The 19,663-nt window shown below is 69.9% G+C and carries 21 protein-coding genes and 6 tRNA genes; 9 read left to right on the top strand and 18 right to left on the bottom strand.

The features are described 5' to 3' along the window. Nucleotides 1-31: 31 nt before the first annotated feature. The 7 genes from ACFYWS_RS22145 to ACFYWS_RS22175 form a co-directional block, all read right to left on the bottom strand. On the bottom strand, nt 32-2,776 hold the full coding sequence (locus tag ACFYWS_RS22145) for a Tat pathway signal sequence domain protein (protein WP_389279229.1): 2,745 nt from the start codon (nt 2,774-2,776) through the stop codon (nt 32-34). A gap of 137 nt (nt 2,777-2,913) precedes the next feature. Continuing rightward, on the bottom strand, nt 2,914-3,513 hold the full coding sequence (locus ACFYWS_RS22150) for a hypothetical protein (protein ID WP_389279231.1): 600 nt from the start codon (nt 3,511-3,513) through the stop codon (nt 2,914-2,916). An 8-nt stretch (nt 3,514-3,521) separates the two neighbouring features. Beyond that, nucleotides 3,522-4,394, bottom strand: a complete 873-nt coding sequence (locus ACFYWS_RS22155) for a carbohydrate ABC transporter permease (RefSeq protein WP_389279233.1) — start codon at nt 4,392-4,394, stop codon at nt 3,522-3,524. Then, nucleotides 4,391-5,347, bottom strand: coding sequence for a carbohydrate ABC transporter permease (locus tag ACFYWS_RS22160; protein WP_389279234.1), 957 nt, complete (start codon nt 5,345-5,347; stop codon nt 4,391-4,393). Before ACFYWS_RS22160 ends, ACFYWS_RS22155 begins: the two co-directional genes overlap by 4 nt. A 105-nt stretch (nt 5,348-5,452) precedes the next feature. Next, nucleotides 5,453-6,775 (bottom strand): ABC transporter substrate-binding protein, encoded by a 1,323-nt coding sequence (locus ACFYWS_RS22165; protein ID WP_389279236.1) that lies wholly within the window; start codon nt 6,773-6,775, stop codon nt 5,453-5,455. Nucleotides 6,776-6,964: 189 nt separating this feature from the next. After that, a tRNA-Val gene (locus ACFYWS_RS22170) sits at nt 6,965-7,036 on the bottom strand. A 75-nt stretch (nt 7,037-7,111) separates the two neighbouring features. Continuing rightward, a complete protein-coding gene (locus ACFYWS_RS22175) occupies nt 7,112-7,582 on the bottom strand; it encodes a TIGR02611 family protein (RefSeq protein ID WP_389279238.1) in 471 nt (156 codons plus the stop codon). A gap of 190 nt (nt 7,583-7,772) precedes the next feature. On the opposite strand from ACFYWS_RS22175, the gene ACFYWS_RS22180 reads away from it, so the two are divergent. Together ACFYWS_RS22180 and ACFYWS_RS22185 are read left to right on the top strand one after the other, a co-directional pair. Next, entirely contained in the window at nt 7,773-8,186 is a 414-nt protein-coding gene (locus ACFYWS_RS22180) for an SsgA family sporulation/cell division regulator (protein ID WP_257850025.1), read from the top strand. A gap of 245 nt (nt 8,187-8,431) precedes the next feature. After that, on the top strand, nt 8,432-8,992 hold the full coding sequence (locus tag ACFYWS_RS22185; protein ID WP_389279240.1) for a CGNR zinc finger domain-containing protein: 561 nt from the start codon (nt 8,432-8,434) through the stop codon (nt 8,990-8,992). Between the two features lie 30 nt (nt 8,993-9,022). Here the strand turns inward: ACFYWS_RS22185 and ACFYWS_RS22190 are convergent, their stop codons facing one another. Both ACFYWS_RS22190 and ACFYWS_RS22195 read right to left on the bottom strand, forming a co-directional pair. Continuing rightward, nucleotides 9,023-9,241 carry a hypothetical protein gene (locus ACFYWS_RS22190; protein WP_389279242.1) on the bottom strand — a complete coding sequence of 73 codons (219 nt, stop codon included), beginning with the start codon at nt 9,239-9,241 and terminating at the stop codon, nt 9,023-9,025. A gap of 125 nt (nt 9,242-9,366) precedes the next feature. Further along, nucleotides 9,367-9,798 (bottom strand): hypothetical protein, encoded by a 432-nt coding sequence (locus ACFYWS_RS22195; RefSeq protein ID WP_389279244.1) that lies wholly within the window; start codon nt 9,796-9,798, stop codon nt 9,367-9,369. 176 nt (nt 9,799-9,974) lie between these two features. Here ACFYWS_RS22195 and ACFYWS_RS22200 point away from each other — a divergent pair, with 176 nt between their 5' ends. After that, nucleotides 9,975-10,478 carry a DsbA family protein gene (locus tag ACFYWS_RS22200; RefSeq protein ID WP_389279246.1) on the top strand — a complete coding sequence of 168 codons (504 nt, stop codon included), beginning with the start codon at nt 9,975-9,977 and terminating at the stop codon, nt 10,476-10,478. A 3-nt stretch (nt 10,479-10,481) separates the two neighbouring features. On the opposite strand, the gene ACFYWS_RS22205 is transcribed toward ACFYWS_RS22200, so the two are convergent. The 3 genes from ACFYWS_RS22205 to ACFYWS_RS22215 are packed head-to-tail and all read right to left on the bottom strand — an operon-like array spanning nt 10,482 to nt 13,222. Further along, the gene (locus ACFYWS_RS22205; RefSeq protein ID WP_389279248.1) at nt 10,482-11,306 is read right to left on the bottom strand and encodes a GNAT family N-acetyltransferase; all 825 of its coding nucleotides are present in this window, start codon (nt 11,304-11,306) and stop codon (nt 10,482-10,484) included. 43 nt (nt 11,307-11,349) lie between these two features. Beyond that, entirely contained in the window at nt 11,350-12,171 is an 822-nt protein-coding gene (locus ACFYWS_RS22210; RefSeq protein WP_389279250.1) for an aminotransferase class IV, read from the bottom strand. A 13-nt stretch (nt 12,172-12,184) separates the two neighbouring features. Then, the gene (locus tag ACFYWS_RS22215; RefSeq protein ID WP_389279252.1) at nt 12,185-13,222 is read right to left on the bottom strand and encodes a chorismate-binding protein; all 1,038 of its coding nucleotides are present in this window, start codon (nt 13,220-13,222) and stop codon (nt 12,185-12,187) included. 155 nt (nt 13,223-13,377) lie between these two features. On the opposite strand from ACFYWS_RS22215, the gene ACFYWS_RS22220 reads away from it, so the two are divergent. The 5 genes from ACFYWS_RS22220 (at nt 13,378) to ACFYWS_RS22240 (ending at nt 13,824) form a co-directional block, all read left to right on the top strand. Next, nucleotides 13,378-13,450, top strand: a tRNA-Gly gene (locus tag ACFYWS_RS22220). A 37-nt stretch (nt 13,451-13,487) separates the two neighbouring features. Further along, nucleotides 13,488-13,561, top strand: a tRNA-Cys gene (locus ACFYWS_RS22225). A 1-nt stretch (nt 13,562) separates the two neighbouring features. Next, nucleotides 13,563-13,634 (top strand) — tRNA-Val (locus ACFYWS_RS22230). A gap of 24 nt (nt 13,635-13,658) precedes the next feature. Continuing rightward, nucleotides 13,659-13,730: transfer RNA gene (locus tag ACFYWS_RS22235), tRNA-Val, on the top strand. 19 nt (nt 13,731-13,749) lie between these two features. After that, nucleotides 13,750-13,824, top strand: a tRNA-Val gene (locus ACFYWS_RS22240). 42 nt (nt 13,825-13,866) lie between these two features. On the opposite strand, the gene ACFYWS_RS22245 is transcribed toward ACFYWS_RS22240, so the two are convergent. The 4 genes from ACFYWS_RS22245 to ACFYWS_RS22260 all read right to left on the bottom strand — a co-directional run bounded on the left by ACFYWS_RS22245 (nt 13,867) and on the right by ACFYWS_RS22260 (nt 16,063). Continuing rightward, nucleotides 13,867-14,169: a zf-TFIIB domain-containing protein gene (locus ACFYWS_RS22245; protein ID WP_389279254.1), complete on the bottom strand. Its 303-nt coding sequence runs from the start codon at nt 14,167-14,169 to the stop codon at nt 13,867-13,869. Between the two features lie 69 nt (nt 14,170-14,238). Continuing rightward, on the bottom strand, nt 14,239-15,189 hold the full coding sequence (locus ACFYWS_RS22250; RefSeq protein ID WP_389279256.1) for an aminoglycoside phosphotransferase family protein: 951 nt from the start codon (nt 15,187-15,189) through the stop codon (nt 14,239-14,241). A gap of 157 nt (nt 15,190-15,346) precedes the next feature. Further along, complete coding sequence (locus ACFYWS_RS22255; RefSeq protein ID WP_385762950.1) at nt 15,347-15,553, bottom strand: hypothetical protein; 207 nt, start codon at nt 15,551-15,553, stop codon at nt 15,347-15,349. A gap of 234 nt (nt 15,554-15,787) precedes the next feature. Further along, a complete protein-coding gene (locus ACFYWS_RS22260) occupies nt 15,788-16,063 on the bottom strand; it encodes a hypothetical protein (RefSeq protein WP_389279258.1) in 276 nt (91 codons plus the stop codon). A gap of 199 nt (nt 16,064-16,262) precedes the next feature. Here ACFYWS_RS22260 and ACFYWS_RS22265 point away from each other — a divergent pair, with 199 nt between their 5' ends. Continuing rightward, a complete protein-coding gene (locus tag ACFYWS_RS22265) occupies nt 16,263-17,468 on the top strand; it encodes a serine/threonine-protein kinase (protein WP_389279811.1) in 1,206 nt (401 codons plus the stop codon). Nucleotides 17,469-17,514: 46 nt separating this feature from the next. Here ACFYWS_RS22265 and ACFYWS_RS22270 read toward each other — a convergent pair whose 3' ends face one another. Beyond that, a complete protein-coding gene (locus ACFYWS_RS22270; RefSeq protein WP_389279260.1) occupies nt 17,515-18,348 on the bottom strand; it encodes a TrmH family RNA methyltransferase in 834 nt (277 codons plus the stop codon). Between the two features lie 64 nt (nt 18,349-18,412). After that, nucleotides 18,413-19,639 (bottom strand): uroporphyrinogen-III C-methyltransferase, encoded by a 1,227-nt coding sequence (cobA, locus tag ACFYWS_RS22275; RefSeq protein ID WP_389279262.1) that lies wholly within the window; start codon nt 19,637-19,639, stop codon nt 18,413-18,415. Between the last annotated feature and the right edge of the window lie 24 nt (nt 19,640-19,663).

Genomic DNA, 19,663 nt, shown 5'->3' on the forward strand with positions numbered 1-19,663 from the left:
CCTTCCAGTCCATGGACAGAGTCTGCCGGGGTCAGGGCATCTTGTCCCCGACCAGCGCCAGGTTCTCGATGGCGGCGAGTCCGTACAGGGCCGTGTCGTTGGTGTAGACCCAGTTGGCCTCCGTGCCGGCGACGAGCGTCACAGGCCCTGCCACCTTCTCCGTCTTCCATGGCGAGGCCTCGGTGTAGCCGTCGCTCTTGAAGAACTTCTCCCAGGCACGCTTGGCCAGCTTGTCGTCGCCTGTGCGCACGGCGGCGTAGGCGTCGAGCCGGGAGTGGCCCTGGAAGAGGATGAGCGAGCCGAAGTCCGAGCCGTACCGTTCCTTCTGCTGCGCCTTCGTGGCGTTGAAGTAGCGGCAGTAGTCGTAGTACGCCTCCTCGAACTTCGGCATGTCGACCTGGTCGATCAGCTCCGCGCACAGTTCGTTGAGGCCGAAGACCGCCGACAGGTGGGAGACGCCGACGACGGGCTTGTCGGCGATGGCGAACTTGCCGGTGTCGAGGTCGTAGAGCCCGCTGCCCTGAACGAACCCGTTGGGCTGCGCGGCGATCGTCTCCATGGTCGACAGGACGCGCGCCTTGGCCTTCTCCCACTTCGGCCCGCGCCGCTCCCACTCGGTGAGCCAGGCCGAGACGAGGCCGCTCCAGTCGGTGCCGAAGCCGATGGACAGGGCGTGCGGGTCGGGCTTGTAGTCGGGGTCGGGGCGGACCTTGCGCTGCGGGTCGAGCACGAGGAACGTCTCGTCGGAGTCGACGTTGGCGTGCATGAGGTCGCCGACGCGTTCGTCGCCGGTGAGGAAGTAGTAGTAGCGGCGGTACGTGGTGTTGGCGATGCGCTGCTGCTTGGCGGAGTCGGCGTAGTGCTGGACGCCGTGCCGGGTGCCGAGGCCCGCCCATTTGCCGAGGTGGTAGACGTCGACCTCGCCGGTGTGCCGGGTCATGGCCTCCGCGAAGCGGAAGATGTCGGCGCGCCCGGAGCGCAGATACGCGAACCAGAGCCAGATGTCCGGCGAGAGCTCGGAGTTGTCCCACGCGTAGCCGCCCACGTCGTAACGCCACTGGTGGCGCGCGGGGTCGTAGGAGTGCATCACATCGCCGTAGTCCCAGAAGCCGTACCAACGGCGCATCTCCACCTGGTCCTTGTAGTAGGTGAAGAGGAAGTCGAGGTGGTCCTCGATCCTGGCCTTGGCGGGGGTGGAGCGGTCGGGCTCGGAGTAGAGGCCGGGGCCGAAGACCTTCGCCTTGATGAGCTGCTTGGGCGGGGCGGTCAGCTGCGGCAGCACGCGCACGGCCTCGACCTGCTGGGCGAGAGCCTCGGGCTTCGGTGTCGCGTCGTTCGCCCAGAACATCAGCTCGCTGGTGCGGGCGATGCCGTAGGGGGTGCCGAACTCGGGCTCGTAGTCCTCGTACGTGATGTTGAGGCCTTCGAGCTGCTCCGCGAACGTGTCCTGGCCCAGGCCGTCGTGGTAGAAGCGCAGGTCCATGGGCTGGGCCTCGGGCGACCAGAGCCAGAGGGTGACCTCGGCCTCGTCGGTGTGCGCGCCGCGGATGTCGAGTCCTGCCGGGTGCTTCTCCCAGAAGTCGCGCAGCCCGAAGGAGAATCCTCCGCTGGGTCCGCCGACGTAGCCGAATCCGCTGGCCCGGCGGCCGCCGCCCGCGCCGATCCAGCCGTGTCCGTTCTTGGTGCGCTTCTTGAGCGTGAAGCCGTCCGCGGAGAGCTGGGAGAGGGTGTAGTCGCCCCACTCGGGGATGTACTGGAGGCGGGTCGTGACGCGCTGGTCCCAGGTCGAGGGGTCGGGCAGCTTCTCGCCCGCGAACTGGGCGGCCTGCACGGCCGCTCCCGGGTCGCGGCGCAGTCCGGTGATGCCCTGGACGGCTTCGCGGAGCATGCCGATGCCCTCGCCGCCGATGCGGATGTGCCGGTCGTACGCCTTGTCGCGCATCGGCACGGTGAAGCGGACGCCGAGCCCGCGGATGAAGTCGCCGGACGCCTTGCCGGGTTCCTGGGTGCCGTCGTACGTGATGGTGTGCACCATGCGGAACGATTCGGCGCCCGCGTAGAAGTAGAACCGGATGGAGAAGGGCAGCCAACTCCGGTTTCCCTTGCGGTGCTTGCCGTCGATGCGGACGACGGCGCGGACGGGTCCTTCCTGCTCGACCTTCGTCTCCTCGATGACGGACTCGAACCGCTCGTACTTCTGGGTGCCCTGGTCGCCGTCCTCGATCTCGCTCTGGCGCAGGAGGACGAGCCGGCCGTCCTTGGCGATCTCGGTGGTGCCGCGGGTGACGGACTTGACCAGGCTCGATCCGTTCTTGCCGAGCTTGGCGACGACGACGCCGGTGTCGACGGTGACGACGCCGCCGCTCGTCGAAACGCTGACCTTCTTAACGGGTGCCGCAGCGGTCCCCGCCTTCAGCGAGAGCTTCCCTTTCCCGACGCCGGGGCCCACGGCGTGCGCGGTCCACTTCAGCGAGCCGTCGGGCCACTGGGCGAGCGGCCAGGTCTGGACGGGGACCTGCTTGCCGTCCTCGGTGGCGAGGGCGAAGTCCTGCCCCTTCTCGTACGCGCCCTTGGGCCAGGGCACGCCGACGGTGGAGCCGGGGGCCGCGCCGAGACCGCCGTCCTCCAGCCAGCCGAGCGTGACCGGCTCGGCTTCTGCGGGTGCGGCGGCGGGTGCGGCCTGCGCCTCCTTGCCGCCGAGCGCCCAGCTGAACTGCGCGGCGGCGCCGGCGACCGCGGCGGCCTTGAGGAGGGACCTGCGGGGAATGGGGGACATCGTCGTTCCTTTCCGTGCATGCCAAACGTGCTGTACGAGAAGGGGGTTGCTGTACGAGAGGGGGGTTGAGGGGGTGTTACGTATGACGGAGGCGCGTTATACGTAAGACGGGATCGCGTTCTACGTATAACGCCGGCTCACCCGGCCCGGCCGCGCTCCTCCACCGCGACCGCCGCCGCCGCGAGCACGCCGAGCACCGGGACCGCGAGCGGCATGAGGAACTCCGCGCTGAGGATCACGAGCGCGATCCCGCACACCAGGAGCAGGGACCCGCCGGGTGCCCTTACGGTGCGCCGGGCGGCGTCGCCGAGCAGCGACCGCCAGGCACGGCCCGGCTCCCAGACGGCGGCGGCCCGCAGTACGGCGACGGCGCCCGCGATGAGCGCGAACATGCCGACGGCGGCGGCGAGTTGACCACCGGGGAGGCCGGACCGCGCCACCCGCAGGTCGACCCAGACGGCCGCCAGGGCGCCCAGGCCCGCAAGGCCGACGAGCCAGCCGTGTCGCGCTGCGACACGGAGGTCGGCCGCGAACTCCCGCCAGCCGCCGCTCTGTTCGCCGATCCGGCGGCGCAGGTGCCGGGCCCCGGCGGCGAAGGCCGCCGGGGCGGTGACCAGCGGGAGGGACGCGAGGGCGATCCACACACCGGTGAGCAGACATTCGGCGAAGACGGAGAACCCGACGCGTCGCCGCGATTCGGCCCCCGGGGCCGCCGCGCCGCGCACCGTACCCCGCACCGCGCCCCTCACTTGAGCCCCGATGTGGCCATGCCGTCGATCAGATACCGCTGGAAGGCCATGAAGAAGGCGATGACCGGGATGAGCGCCATCATCGCCATGGCGATCTGACCGCCGTAGTCGGAGATGCCCTGCTGGTCGCGGAACATCATCAGGCCGAGCGAGACGGTGTATTTGGAGGGCTCGTTGAGGTAGATCAGCGGGCCCATGAAGTCGTTCCAGGCGTTGATGAACGTGAAGATCGCGCTGGTGATCAGGGCGGGCCGGCACAGCGGCAGCACGATCGACCAGTAGATCCGCAGATGGCCGCAGCCGTCGAGGCGCGCCGCCTCGTCCAGTTCCCGTGGCAGCCCGCGCATGAACTGGACCATGAGGAAGACGAAGAAGGCCTCCGTCGCCAGGAACTTGCCTGCGAGCAGCGGCACGTACGTGTTGATGAGCTCCAGCTTCTGGAACATGACGTACTGCGGGATGAGCAGCACGTGGTACGGCAGCAGCAGCGTGCCGATCATCAGCGCGAAGAGCAGGTTCCGGCCCCGGAAGGGGATCTTCGCGAAGGCGTACGCCGTCAGGGAGCTGGAGATGACGACGCCGACGACCGCCATGCCCGCGTAGAACAGCGAGTTGGTGAAGAACGTGCTGATGGAGATGCCGGCGATGCCGTCGGCGAGGCCCTTGACGTTGTCGAGGATCGGGTCGGCGGGGAGGAGGTCGAGCGAGCCGACGATCTTCTTGCCGGGCTTGAAGGCGGCGCCGATCACCCAGACGACCGGGTAGAGGACGACGCAGAGCACGGCGAGCGCGAAGACGTGCCAGACGAGGGATCCTGTGCGCTTGCGCGGGTTGGCTCCGCTGTTCAACTCAGGTGTCAGAGCGGTCACTTGGCGTCCTCCTCGTAGTGCACCCACTTCTTCTGGGACCAGAACAGGACGGCGGTGACGAGCGCGACAGCCAGCAGCAGCATCCAGGCCATGGCGGACGCGAAGCCCATCTGGGACTGCTGGAAGCCCTTTTGGTACAGGTAGCAGGTGTAGACGAGGGTGGCGTCGGCCGGTCCGCAGAACGTGTTGGAGACGACGTACGCGGAGCCGAAGATCTGGAACGAGTGGATCGACTCCAGCAGGACGTTGAAGAAGAGCACCGGGGAGATCATCGGCAGCGTGATGTTCCAGAACCGGCGCAGCGGTCCCGCGCCGTCCACGGCGGCGGCCTCGTACAGCTCGCGCGGCACCTGTTTGAGGCCGGCGAGGAAGATGACCATCGGTGCGCCGAACTGCCAGACGGTGAGCGCGACGAGCGAGTAGAGAATGAGATCGGGGTCGCCGATCCAGCCGCCGAGGTTCAGCCCGAGGGAGCCGAGTCCCTTGTCGACGACGGCGTTGTCGGAGAACAGCGCCCGCCAGACGAAGCCGACCGAGACGCTGGCGCCGATCAGTGACGGCGCGTAGAACGCGGCGCGGTACAGGCCCTGGCCGCGGCGGCTCTGGTTGAGCAGCAGCGCGACGCCGAGGGCGAGCAGCAGTTTCAGCGGGGTGCCGATGACCACGTATTTGAGCGTGACCTCCACCGACTTCTGCCAGCGCGGGTCGTCGAACATGGCGGTGAAGTTCCGCAGGCCGATCCATTTGGGGGCGGCGAACAGGTTGTAGTCCGTGAACGCGTAGTAGAGCGAGGCGATCATCGGCCCCGCCGTGAGCAGCAGGAACCCCGCGAGCCACGGCGACATGAACAGATAGCCGGCGAGGTTGTCCCGTCGTCCCCGCCGCTTCTGTGCGACGGGTCGGACGATGTTCCTCTCGTCGGCCAGGACTGTGGCGTCCTTGACGAGCGACATGGTGCTGTTTCCCCTCGGAAACCAGGGCCTGTCGTCAAACTCCCGTCGTCGCCCGAAGGGCGGCGTCGCGACGCAGACGGGAGTTTGACGACAGGCCCTAGGGCGTCAGGCCTGGAAGGCTGCCTCGGACTCGCTGAAGAACTGCTTCACCGCTGCCGGGACCTTCTGCTTGGCGTTGGCGACGTCGCCGGCGATGCGCAGGAACGCGGCCTCGACGACATCCGCGCCCGACGGGTGCGGCGTGATCTTGCCGAGCACACCGGCCTTTTCGACCTCGGTCTCGTACGCGGCGATGCCCTGGTTGGCTTCGGCGACCGCCTTGTCGGTCTCCGCGCCCGGCTTGTACGCGTCGAACTGGTCGTCGGTGGCGAGCACACCCATGTCGTAGCCCAGGACCTTGCCGGCCTCGGGGTCGTGGACCATGAAGTCGATGAACTTGGCCGCCTGCGCCTGGGCCGTGCACTTGGTGGAGATCGACAGCATCAGCGAGCCGAGGTACTGGCCGGTGTCCTTGCCGTCGGTGGTCGGGATCGGCGCGAGCGCGTAGTCGGAGTCGCCCTCACCCTCGTAGCGCACCGAGAAGTTGTCCCAGGTGAATTCGGCGCCCGCGAGCCCGGCGGAGAGCCCGGACTTCGGCTTGACCTGCTCGATCTTCTTGGGGTCCGCGACGATCCCGGACTTCACGCGCTTGAAGTAGTCGGACCACCACTGCGTCAGATCGTCCTGGGTGAAGCCGAGTTTGCCGTCCTTGAAGAAGGCCTTGCCGTTCTGACGGAGGTACAGGTCGTAGAGGTACATGACGCCGGCGTAGCCCGTGTCGCCCGCGATCTTCAGCTTGTCCTGGATGGTCTGCAGCGACGCGAAGTATTCGTCCCAGGTCCAGCCGAACTTCGGTTCCACGCCCGCCTTGTCCCAGGCCTTCTTGTCGATGACGAGCGACATGGTGTTGGCGCCGACCGGAACCGCGACCTGCTTGCCGCCGGAGACCTGACCGGCCGTCTCGACGCCGCCGCGGAAGTTCTTCATGCTCAGATTCCCGGCGTCCACCTGGGACTTGAGGTCGAGCAGAACTCCGCGCTTGTCGTACTTCGCAAGGAAGGCAACGGAGTTGAGGAATACATCCGGAGGATTTCCGCCCGAGGCCTGCGTCTGGAACTTCTCCCAGAATGCCTGGTAATCAGTGAATTCCGGTTTGATTTTGATCTTCGGGTTCTTCTTCTCGAAGAGCGCGATCGCCTTCTTGATTTTCACGGCACGCGGTTCGCCGCCCCACCAGGCGAACCGCAAGGTCGCCGGACCGTCCGCGTTCCCCGCGTCTCCTGACCCACCGTCACCCCCGCACCCGGCGGCCGTCAGGCCGAGTGCGGCGACCGAGGCCCCCGTGACCTTCAGCAGTCCCCGCCGATCAAGATCCCTGTTCATAGGCACAGCCAGCCCCTCCACCCTGCGCATTGAATCGTTTTAGGTAAGCGCTTGCCGAGCAAAAGTAGAGACGGGTGGGGAGTGCGTCAACAGTTCGGACAAAGATTTGGGTCGAAGCGCTTCGAACGCCCAGGTCGGCCACGAAAAACGCCGAGGGCCCCGGAGACTGAATGTCTCCGGGGCCCTCGGTCCGGGTGGGCGATACTGGGTTCGAACCAGTGACCTCTTCGGTGTGAACGAAGCGCTCTCCCACTGAGCTAATCGCCCGGACGCAGGAAGAACATTACCCCATGTCAGCGGGTGCCTGGGACCACTCTGCGCCCCCTGGTCTGCGTTACACCGTCACTGCTTGATGTTCCACGGCATCTCGAGCCCGAACTTCCACAGGTAGACCCCGCCGAGCCCGGCGATGATCACCACGCCGATCGTGGTCAGGATGATGTTCCGCCGCCGCACCCGCGGGTCGAGCGCCCGCTGCGTCGCCTCCGTGACCTTCCGCTTCGTCCAGCGCAGGACCAGCTGCGCCCAGACGAACTCGGTCGCCCAGATCGCCATGCCGCCGAAGATCACCAGCCAGCCGGGCCCCGGCAGCGGCAGCATGATCACGCCGCCCACGACGACCGCGAGCCCCACGATGAAGACGCCGACCTGCCAGCTCAGATGCAGCGTCCGCCTGGCCTGGATGAACCCCGGCGCCCGCGACCCGAGCGGCTTCTCCTCGGACGCCCCAGCATCGGCACCGGCCCCTGAGGCCGCGTCGGCCGTCTCGGTCACCTCGGGCTCCTTGGCCCCCTTGTCACTCCCCGTATTCATGTACTCAAACCTACCCGACTCTTTCGCATCACCGGAATGGGCGTTCTCGCGCAGATAAGACTCGGCCGTACGAGCTACCTAAAGACGCTCAAAACACTCAGAGGGGTTTACAACGACACCGTAGGTGGCATGTCGATTTCGCCGACGTGCGAATCCCCGAGCGCACACTGAGCGAAAGGCCCTGGCGCTTATGAACACCACGGTCAGCTGCGAGCTGCACCTGCGCCTCGTTGTGTCGAGCGAGTCCTCACTGCCTGTTCCCGCAGGTCTGCGGTATGCCACGGCCGATCCGTATGCCGTGCACGCCACCTTCCACACCGGAGCCGAGGAGACCGTCGAATGGGTGTTTGCCCGCGACCTCCTCGCCGAAGGCCTTCACCGGCCTACCGGCACCGGAGACGTCCGAGTCTGGCCGTCCCGTAGCCACGGTCAGGGCGTTGTCTGCATCGCCCTGAGCTCCCCAGAGGGCGAGGCTCTGCTGGAGGCCCCGGCGCGGGCCCTGGAGTCGTTCCTCAAGCGAACGGACGCCGCCGTGCCACCCGGCACGGAACACCGCCATTTCGACCTCGACCAGGAGCTCTCGCACATCCTCGCGGAGAGTTGACGCCGCGGAACGAGGAAGCCCGCGCCGGCACCCGGTCGGCGTGAGCAGCGCGAGAGCGTGCCGTGCCGTCCACTCGGGGAGACTGCACGGCATCACGGTCGGGACAACCGCATACGGCATACACCGGCGCCGCCGCCGTGGGAGTTTCCACGGTGGCGGCGCAGGTGCGTATCCGGAGGCCCGCAGGTACTAGGCTCGTGCGGCATCGGCGGGCGGGAGCCCTACCCCAGGCCAGGGAGCGAATCGTGCTGATCACCCACGACACCCGGTGCGCGCTCGACACCGTGGTCGATCTGGTGAACACGACACCGGACGGCGAATCGAGGACGGACGGGCTCGCGAGTCTGGCCAAGCTGACGGATTTCGTACGAAGGAACGATGTCAGCGATGTCGGCGTGATCGGCGAAGACGATCTCCAGTCGGTGCGTACGGTGCGTGACCGCTTCGCGGCCGTGTTCGCGGCGAGTGACCAGCGGGCGGCGGCGACGGTGATCAACGAACTGGTCGCCGAGGCGGGCACCACTCCGCGCCTCACGGACCACGACGGCTACGACTGGCACATGCACTACTTCGCGCCCGGCGCCTCCGTCGCCGACCACCTGGCGGCCGACTGCGGGATGGCGCTGGCGTTCTTCGTGGTCGCGGGCGAGCAGGAGCGGCTGCGGCGCTGCGAGGCGCCCGACTGCCGGTTCGCGTTCGTCGACCTGTCCCGCAACCGTTCGCGCCGCTACTGCGACAGCCGTACGTGCGGGAACCGGCTGCATGTCGCGGCCTATCGGGCGCGCCGCAAGGAAGCCACGGGCTGAATCCGTTCACGGCGGCGATCACAGCGGCGTTCACAGCAGCAGGAGGTCGTGCAGCGCGGCCATCAGGAGCAGGCTGCCGATCACTCCGAGGAAGATCATCAGCGGGGGTTGGGAGAGCGCGAAGAGGCAGCCGCGCGGACTGTCGGTCAGCTTCTCGGTTCGTACGGGCACGGGCGGCGCGGGCTCGCTGTGGGGCGCCTGCCCCTGGTCGGCGTCCAGCTGGTCGGGCAGCTGCGGTGTTTCCAGCATCTCGTCGCGATGATGGCGTACTTACCGGGTGACGGTCACTCAACCCACCACTTTCGAGGGGCAGTTCGCCAAGACCCGTGACAGCCGGCCACGCACGCCGGTTGACGTCAGATGCCGTGCTTCGTTCAGATGCCGTGCTTCTTGAGGATCGCCTCGATGTCGCTGAAGTCCTCCGCGGGCTCGGCCTTCGCCTGCTTCGACTGCTTCGGCTGCACCGCGGGTGTGACGGGGCGGCTCTCGCCGAGCGAAGGCGCCGACGCCGCGGGGGCGACGGCCTCGCGCTTCTTGCCGGTGCCGCCGGAGCGGCGCCGCTCGACGGCCCGCGTACCCATGAACATCAGCCAGGCGACGCCGAGCACGCCGAAGCCCGCCCAGGCGGTCGGACTGAACGCCGTGTCCACGATCCACTCCACCGCGCCCGTCATCACCAGGCCCAGCGGTACGAGGGCGTAGGCGGCGGTGCGGGCGGCCTTGAGGAACCGCTTGCGGAAGGCGAGAACCCCGGCGATGCCCAGGCCCGCCACGGCAACGGCGGAACACACGGTCTCGGCAATCATCCGGTCCTCCCGAGTTCGGACATCGTGGGGCGCTTCCCCTCCTATCCTGCACCGCCCGGGGGCCCGCGGGCCACGCCCGGAGCCCGCCTCGGCCACATCTGGGGGACATCTCGGGGTCGCCGCTCCTCCGCAGGTCCAGGTTGGGGCCTGCGGATGCTCCTGGGAGACTTGACCCCATGAACGCCCCGAACCCCATCCTTGACGTGTGGTGCGAGCTGCAGTGCCCCGACTGCCGCTCGGCCCTGGACGACCTCCGCGCGCTGCGCGAGCGCTACGGCGACCGCGTCGAGCTGCGCCTGCGGCACTTCCCGCTCGAGAAGCACAAGCACTCCTTCGCCGGTGCGCAGGCCGCCGAGGAGGCGTTCGCGCAGGGCAAGGGCTGGCCGTACGTGGAGGCCGTGCTCGGACGGGTCGAGGAGTTCGACCGCAAGGGCGAGCAGTTCCTCGTCGAGGTGGCGGGTGAACTCGGCCTGGACGCCGAGGAGTTCGACACCGCGCTCGTCGACGGCCGGCACATCCTGATCGTCGACGCCGACCAGGCCGAGGGCAAGGTCATCGGCGTGACCGGCACGCCCACGTACGAGATCGGCGGGGAACTGCTGCACGGCGGCAAGAGCCAGGAGGGGCTGCGCGAGCGGATCGAGGCGATCGCGGACCGGCTGCTCGCCGAGCGGGCCTGACGCTCAGAGCAGCTGTTTGTAGAGGTAGGAGCGGGTCGGCTCGTAGCCGAGCGAGTCGTAGAGGCGCAGCGCGGTCGCGTTGCGCGCGAAGACGTTGAGGCCGATCCGGGTGGCGCCCGCGGCGATCGAGTCGGTCTCGGCGAGCAGCATCAGCGAGCGCCCGTGGCCGCGCCCCCGGTGCTCGGCCGACACCTCGACGTCGAAGACGTACGCCCCGTCGGGGCGCTGCGCCACCCAGAGCGTCCCGACCCGCTCGCCGTCGTGCTCCAGCACGCTGAGCAGGACGTCCGGGGTGGCGACGCCCTCCGGGAGCAGCGCGGTGTGATCGTGCTCCGCCTTCTGCCGCGCCTCTTCCTCGGTGACGCCGCGCTCGACCCAGGTGCGCGCGTAGGCGGCCTTGGCGTGCGCGAGCCACGGCCCGTACTCGGCCTCCGTCATGCGCCGTCCCACGCTGCCTTCGGGGAGGGCGGGCGGCTGTGCGGGCAGGGCCTTCGCCATGTTCCGGTTGCGCTCGACGTAGCCGAGGGCGCCCGCGAGGCGGAGCATGCCCTGCGCGTCGGCGGGGACGGCCAGCTCGACGCGGCGGCAGTTCCAGGAGCGGGCGACCTCCTCGGCGGCGAGCGCCGCGACGGTGCCGCGGCCGCGCCCCCGGTCCTTCTCGTCGATGCTCAGCTCGGTTATCTGGGCGACGGACGGGCCGAAGACCGGGTGCGTGGCGAGGCGCAGGACGCCCACGGGGCGGCTGTTCACACACACCGCGTAGTGGCGGCGGAGCGAGCCGTCGGAGGTGCGCTGGAGCGGCTCGGTCGGCCGCAGAGTCGTCGTCATCACGGGTGTTGTACCCGCACGCGCCCCTGATCCGACAACGGATTTACGGGTCGAGGCGGTCTGCCGCCCGCTCGTCCCATACGCGCATCGCCTTCGTCGTGACGGGGCCCGGCGCGTTCGTCAGGTTCCGGTCGTCGACGCGGTGCACGGCCTGGATGTCGCGCAGCGTCGATGTCAGGAACACCTCGTCGGCCTCCGAGAGCACGGACAGCGGGAGGTCCGTCTCCTTGGCGCCGGTCCACTCGACGGCGAGGGCGCGCGTGATGCCGGCGAGCGGGCCCGCGGCGAGCGGCGGGGTGTGGATCTCGCCGTCGAGGACGACGAAGACGTTGGAGCCCGTGCCCTCGCACAGCTGCCCCACCGTGTTCGCGAACAGGGCCTCGGACGCGCCGTGTTCGTGGGCGCGGGCCAGGGCGACGACGTTCTCCGCGTACGAGGTGGTCTTCAGGCCCGCGAGGGCGCCGCGCTCGTTGCGGGTCCAGGGGACGGTGATCGCGGCGGTGGTGTCGGGGCGCCGCTTGACCTGGCCGAGGGCGACGACGAGCGTGGTGCCCTGGTCGCCGCGGTCGGAGCCGAGCGGCGAGAGGCCGCCGGTGTAGGTGATGCGCAGGCGCCCGAGGGCCATCGGGTTGGCCTCCAGGACGGCGTCGCAGGCGCGTCGCACCTCGTCGAGGTCGGGCTCGGGCAGGCCGAGCCCGCGGGCCGAGCGGGCGAGCCGGTCGAGGTGGCGGGTGAGCGCGAACGGCTTGCCTTCGACGGCCTTCACCGTCTCGAAGATGCCGTCGCCCACGGTGAGCCCGTGGTCGAAGACGGAGACGCGCGCCGCCTCGGTGTCCTGCAGCCGGCCGTCGAGCCAGATCTTCACGGGTTCTTGCCTCTCACTGTTCTGGTACGTACGTTCCCGACGCTACCGCCAACAGCCGCGCCGCCTTCAGCTCGGTCTCCCGCCACTCGCGCTCCGGGTCGGAGCCCCAGGTGATCCCGGCTCCGGTGCCGAACCGTAGAACGTCGCCGTGGGCGCCGCGGTCGATCCAGAACGTGCGGATCCCGACGGCCAGTGCCCCGGTCCCCCGGTCCGCGTCGACCCAGCCGATGCCGCCGCAGTAGGGGCCACGCGGCGCCGTCTCAAGGTCGGCGATGATCCGCAGGGCGCTGGACTTCGGGGCGCCGGTGACGGAGCCGGGCGGGAACGCGGCCTCAAGCAGCTCGGGCCAGCCGGCCGCGTCGGGCAGCTCGCCGCGCACGGTGGAGACGAGGTGGACGAGGCCCGGGTGCTTCTCGACCACGCACAGTTCGGGCACGTTCACGCTGCCGGTGGCGCAGACGATGCCCAGGTCGTTGCGGACCAGGTCCACGATCATCACGTTCTCGGCGTGGTCCTTGTCGAGGAGATCCGCCTCGGTGCGCCCGGTCCCCTTGATCGGCCCGGATTCGACGACCCGGCCGTCCCTGCGCAGGAACAGCTCGGGCGAGGCCGTCGCGACCTCCACGCCGTGTCCGGGGAGCCGGATGGTGCCCGCGTACGGCGCCGGATTCCCGCGCGCGAGGAGGGCGGTGAGGGCGTCCACATCGGCGTACGGGGATATGGGTGCGGACAGTACGCGGCAGAGGTTGGCCTGGTAGACCTCGCCGGTCGCGATGTGCGCGCGGATACGCCGCACCCCGTCCGTGTACGCGGCGTGGTCGAGCGACGACGTCCAGTCCGTCGGCGCAGGTCCGGGCCAGGCGCCGGGACGCGGGACGGGTACCGGTTCCTCGCGCACGTGTCCGAAGCGGGCACAGACGAGGCGGCCCTCGAAATCGGCGCAGACGGCCCAGAAGCCGGTGGAGTCGAGGGCCGCGGGATCGCTGGTGACATCGCGCAGATCGGTCGCGACGAGCCCGCCGAAGCGGGCCAGAGCAGGGAGGTCGTGCACACCTTCGAGTCTATGGCTGATGACGACAGGCCCACCTGAGCAGGACCTTCGCCGGTGGCACCGCAGCACGCTGCGCAAACGCGTTTTGGACCTCCCCCAGGAATCCGCTAGAGTTCAACACGTCGCCGGGACGCGGAAGCCGACCGGAAAGACGCGCGAACGTAGCTCAGTTGGTAGAGCGCAACCTTGCCAAGGTTGAGGTCGCCGGTTCGAACCCGGTCGTTCGCTCAGGATGTGGGGGATCTTCCCGAACCCCTACGCTCCTGGTGGAGTGGCCGAGAGGCGAGGCAACGGCCTGCAAAGCCGTCTACACGGGTTCAAATCCCGTCTCCACCTCCAAGCGCGATTAGCTCAGCGGGAGAGCGCTTCCCTGACACGGAAGAGGTCACTGGTTCAATCCCAGTATCGCGCACTGAGGCCGCAAGGCTTCCATCCCGGACGATTAGCTCAGCGGGAGAGCGCTTCCCTGACACGGAAGAGGTCACTGGTTCAATCCCAGTATCGTCCACTGCCCCCTGTGGGTTCCCGCGCGATTAGCTCAGCGGGAGAGCGCTTCCCTGACACGGAAGAGGTCACTGGTTCAATCCCAGTATCGCGCACCAGCAAGAAGCCCCCGGTCCTCGTGGCCGGGGGCTTCTTCATGTTCAGGAGGAGAACAGCATCCGCCCGAAGCCACGGTTGTGGTGACCGCCGTGACCGTGGTGACCACCGTGGTGGCCGCCGTGGTGCGGGGCTCCCCACGCAGGGGCCGCGGGGGCCGGGGCCGGGTAGCCCTGCGGGGCGGGCGGGGGCGGCGGAGCCTGCTGCTGCCACTGCGACTCCATGCGGGTCAGTGACTCCAGCTCGCCGTAGTCCAGGAATATCCCGCGGCACCCGCTGCACTGCTCGATCTGGACGCCATTGCGGTTGTATGTGTGCATCGGTGCGTGACACTTCGGACACTGCATGCTCGGCTCAACTCCCTGCCGTTCGGTGCTGCTTCGCCGGAACACTTCCCGGCTTCCTTCCCCCGCACCCTACTTGGCCGAATCACTCTCCAACTGCGGCGGGACCGAAGCCATCCGGGCGCAGGCGTCGATCACCGCCTCCTCCACCTCGTCGAGCGCGCGGCCCGCGTCGGTGGCCTTCGCGACGGCGAGCGCGGCGGTCTGCACGGTGAGGGCGCGGGCCGGAACGTCCAGGGCGGGCCAGGGGTCGGGGACGCTCAGCTCCTTTGCGCCGCCTGTGCGTTGGTACGCGCCGAGGAAGCGGGTCCAGTCCTCGGCGGACAGCAGGCCGCAGGCGAACCAGGCGGCGGGGCGGGCCAAGTCCCAGGCGGGGTCGCCGATTCCGAGGTCGTCGACGTCGATCAGCGTCCATGCCGCGGAGTCGGCGGGGTGGCGGACGAGCTGGCCGAGGTGCAGATCGCCGTGGCAGAGGGCGCTCGCGTGCGCGTACGGGGCTTCGGCGCGGGCCCAGGGCGGCAGGGTGTGCCAGGCGTCGAGGATCGGTTTTGCGGCAGGGTGGCCGGGAGCCGAGGTCTGGAGGCGGGCCATGGCCTGGGCCGCCTTGAGCGGGCCGCGCATCGGCGGGAGCGCGGGCGGGAGTTCGTGTGCCGCAGTGCAGTGCAGGCGGGCGAGAAGGGCACCCACGGCTTCCCAGGGGGCGTGCTCCGGGTGGTCCGGGTCGACGGGGGTGCCGTGCGGCCAGAACGTGACGAGCCGGTCGTCCAGGGTGGTCGCCGTCGGGCGCAGCGGGCGCAGCAGTACGCCGGCCAGGGGCGGGTGGGCGGCCACGGCCAGGCGCAGGTTCAGCTCGGCCGGGTCGGTGTCGGGGGCGTGCGCCTTGGCGACGGTGTCGCCGTGCCGGACCACCGTGGCGTCGGGGCAGTCGGCGAGGGTCGTGGCGCCGCAGACGCAGGCGATCCCCGACGGATGGGCCGCGCCCCGGGCCTCGGCCCTGAGCGCGGGAACGATGAGCGTGGTCACGGCCGCAGCCTACGGGCGGCAGCGGGCACAAAATAATGCTGCGCGCAGCTCCCCAGCTGCGCGCAGCATTTGTGCCGTCCGCCGCACCCCCGTCCCCACGGGGTTTCATGGCCGGATGTCCCCGCCCGGACCGCTCATCCGGGCCTGGGAGCGCCGCTCAGCGCCCCAGCATCACGCCCACGGACGACGCTTGTGTGACCACCGCGTCCCAGCCGCCGAACACGACGACGAGAAGGGCCGCGAGAGGGAGAACCATGGCCGCGGCCACCAGCGGATGCCGGCGGTCGGTCGCGGGGCCACCGAAAAGGCCCGCCCTGCGGGCCACTGTGCGGAACGCTGTCGTCCGCGGTGCCGTGTCCGCCATGGTCCTCTCCCGGTCGAAATCTTGAGTTCTTGCGTCTGTTGAGTTCTTGCGTCTTGGCAAGCGGCGGGTACCTGACCTCGGGGGACGAGTGCTGCACCCGCCGCTTGACCTCAAATCTACGAGTGGCCGACGCGTGAGACGTCATGCCCTCGTACCGAATGCCGGGCCTCCCCGAGGATGACCATCACCGACCGGCGTACTCCCCTGGGTGGAGGCGAAGGCCCGGCGGCCTGCTCAGCTCTCGGGGTCATCCCCGAGGGGGCGCCCGACGCGGGCCTCACGCTCGGCGGGCTCCTCGCGCGGGACCGGGTGTTCTACCAGGGCCAGCACCCTGGTGGCCATGAAGCGCGCGGTGCGCACCACGGATCCGGATCGGGTGACTTCGCTCACTTCCACCACCCCTCTGCGCACCGCCGTCTCCACCCTTCGGCCCGCCCGGCCCGCCGTCACTTCGTACGTACGCGTCGTGTCCCCGGCATCCACGACTATCTCGACCCGGTCACCCTTCATGGGTCCAATCCCCCTTTAACGCCGCCTTGTTGGGCCACGGGCCCGCGGCAAGCCGCTGCACTCCCGCGCTCCCTGACCACCCTTCAAGTTTCCCACCGGGCACTGACAATCGAATGGGCCGCGAGGGCGCGGCCTCTGCGCGCCGCCGTGCGCGAAAACGTAAGCTGTGGCTCGTCAGACGGACCGGGCAGCAGCGGGGATGAACATGGCGATGATGCGCCTGAGGCGCGAGGACCCGCGCGTCGTCGGCTCGTTCAGGCTTCACAGACGCCTCGGGGCCGGCGGGATGGGCGTGGTCTATCTCGGTTCCGACCGGCGCGGTCAGCGGGTCGCGCTCAAGGTGATCAGGCCTGATCTGGCGGAGGACCAGGAGTTCCGCTCGCGGTTCGCGCGCGAGGTGTCCGCCGCGCGGCGGATCCGCGGTGGCTGCACCGCCCGGCTCGTCGCGGCCGATCTGGAGGCGGAGCGGCCGTGGTTCGCGACGCAGTACGTGCCGGGCCCCTCGCTGCACGACAAGGTGGCCGAGGAAGGGCCGTTGGCCGCTTCCGACGTGGCCGCCGTGGGCGCGGCGCTGTCCGAAGGGCTTGTCGCCGTCCACGAGGCCGGGGTCGTGCACCGCGACCTCAAGCCGTCCAACATTCTGCTGTCCCCGAAGGGGCCGCGGATCATCGACTTCGGTATCGCGTGGGCGACCGGCGCCTCGACGCTGACCCATGTGGGCACCGCCGTCGGCTCCCCCGGCTTCCTCGCGCCCGAGCAGGTGCGGGGCGCCGCCGTGACCCCCGCGACGGATGTGTTCGCCCTGGGGGCCACGCTCGCGTACACGGCCATGGGCGACTCGCCTTTCGGGCACGGCAGTTCCGAGGTCATGCTCTACCGGGTCGTGCACGAGGAGGCGCAGCTGGCCGGGGTGCCGGACGCGCTCGCGCCGCTGCTGCGCGCGTGCCTCGCGAAGGATCCCGAGGAGCGGCCCAGCACGCTGCAACTGTCGCTGCGGCTCAAGGAGATCGCGGCCCGTGAGGCGCAGGGCGTCGTCGCGGAGCCGCGTCCGCCCGCGCCGCGCACCGCCGAGCAGGACCGCCCGACGGGGCGCATCGCCGACTCGCACGCCTCGTACGAGGGGCAGCGCACCCAGCGGCGTACGCAGCCGGGGACTCCGGCGTCGCGCCCCAGCAACGGCAGGAGCAACGGGTCGGCACCCGCCCGGAACACCAACAGCCGCTCCGGCAACAGCAGGTCCGGGCCGCGCAGCGGTGCGGGGCGGCCGGCGCAGCGGACGAACGGCACGGGTTCGGGCAAGAAGCTGCGGCCCGCGAACCCGCGGCTGCTGCGGCAGCGGCTCTTCGTGTTCGTCGTCGTGACGCTGCTCGTGGCGCTGGCGATCGCTGCGGCGCAGAGCCTGTGACCACATCTGGAACCCTGTCCGCGGCGCGGGCGGGGTTCCAGGAACGTCAGAGTTCGGGGCGGCCCGTCGCCACCGCGTAGAACGCGACGGCGGCCGCGGCGCCCACGTTGAGCGAGTCGACTCCGTGGGCCATCGGGATGCGGACCCATTCGTCCGCCGCCATCAGGGCCTTGGTCGACAGGCCTTCGCCCTCCGCGCCGAGCATCAGCGCGACGCGGTCCATACGGTGCGGCGCCACCTCGTCGAGGGACTTGGCCTGCTCTGCCGGGGTCAGCGCGAGGAGTTCGAAGCCGGCGTCGCGCACCGTCTCCAGGGACTTCGGCCAGGCGTCCAGACGCGCGTACGGCACGGAGAAGACCGCGCCCATGGAGACCTTCACGGAGCGGCGGTAGAGCGGGTCGGCGCAGTCCGGGGAGAGCAGGACGGCGTCCATGCCGAGGGCGGCGGCGCTGCGGAAGATCGCGCCGATGTTGGTGTGGTCGTTGACCGACTCCATGACGACCACGCGGCGGGCGGTGGTGAGGAGTTCGTCGGACGTGGGGAGCGGCTTGCGCTGCATGGAGGCGAGGGCGCCGCGGTGCACGTGGTAGCCGGTGACCTGTTCGGCCAGGTCGGGGGCGACCGCGTAGACGGGGGCGGGGACCTCGTCGATGACGTCGCGCATGACGTCGACCCACTTCGCGGACAGCAGCATCGAGCGCATCTCGTACCCGGCGAGCTTGGCGCGCCGGATGACCTTCTCGCCCTCGGCGATGAACAGGCCTTCGGCCGGTTCGCGTTTGCGGCGCAGTTCTACGTCGGTCAGGCCCGTGTAGTCGGACAGGCGCGGGTCGTCGGGGTCATCGATGGTGATGATCCCTCGAGGTTCAGCTTCAGCCACGGGTCGATACTGCCTTGTTCTGGGTGTGGTGCCAACGGCTCCGGACGAGTTGTGTTACCGCTGGTTACTTTTTTGGCCCCTCGCGCACCACGTCGCCGATCACGATGACGGCCGGCGGCCTGACCCCTTCGGAGACGGCCCTTTCGCCGACCGTCGCGAGAGTGGCGTCGACGCGGCGCTGGGCCGCCGTCGTGCCTTCCTGGACGAGGGCGACGGGGGTTTCGGGGTCCTTGCCGTACGAGACGAGGGCCTCGGCGATCTTTGCGATCTTGTCGACTCCCATGAGGATCACGAGGGTGCCGGTCAGCTTCGCCATCGCCTCCCAGTCGACCAGGGAGCGCTCGTCGTCCGGCGCCACGTGGCCGCTGACGACGGTGAACTCGTGGGCGACGCCGCGGTGGGTGACCGGGATGCCGACGGCGCCGGGCACGCTGATGGAGCTGGAGATGCCGGGGACGACGGTGACCGGGATGCCCTCGGCGGCGAGCGCCTGGGCCTCCTCCATGCCGCGGCCGAAGACGAACGGGTCGCCGCCCTTGAGCCGGACCACGGCCTTGCCCTGCTTGGCGTGGTCGATGAGGGCCTGGTTGATGGCCTCCTGGACCATCTGGCGGCCGTACGGGATCTTCGCGGCGTCGATCACCTCGACGTGCGGCGGGAGTTCGTCGAGGAGGTCGCGCGGGCCGAGGCGGTCGGCGATCACGACGTCGGCCTCCGCGAGGAGACGGCGGCCGCGCACGGTGATGAGGTCCGGGTCGCCGGGGCCGCCTCCGACCAGGGCCACGCCCGGCTTGTGGTCGCGCTGCACGGCGACGGTGCCGTCGTGGAGCGCCTCGACGATCGCGTCGCGGACCGCGGCGGTGCGGCGGGGGTCGCGGTCGGCGGCCGTGGTCGTGAGGACGGCGACGGTCACGCCGTCCGCGCGGCCCGTCGCCGGGGTCCAGGCGGTCGCCTCGTCGGCGTCGTCGGAGCGTACGCACCAGGTGCGGGTCGACTCGGCTTCCCGCGAGGCCGCGTCGTTGGTCTCCCGGTCGCTGGTGGCGACCAGGGCGTACCAGGTGTCGGCGAGGTCGCCCGGCTCGTAGCGGCGCCGGGTCCAGCTGATCTCACCGGCGTCCGCCATCGCCTCGACCGAAGGGGTCGCGGAGGGAGAGATCAGAGTGATGTGCGCGCCCGCGGCGATCAGGGCGGGGAGCCTGCGCTGGGCTACCTGGCCGCCGCCGAGGACGACGACTCGGCGGCCGGTCAGGCGGAGGCCCACGGGGTAGGCGGGGTGGTCGGCGGCGGGCATGCGGTGTCCTCTGGCGTGCGGCGG

Origin of the sequence: Streptomyces sp. NPDC002795 (genome assembly GCF_042888725.1) — a bacterium.
Taxonomy (GTDB): domain Bacteria; phylum Actinomycetota; class Actinomycetes; order Streptomycetales; family Streptomycetaceae; genus Streptomyces.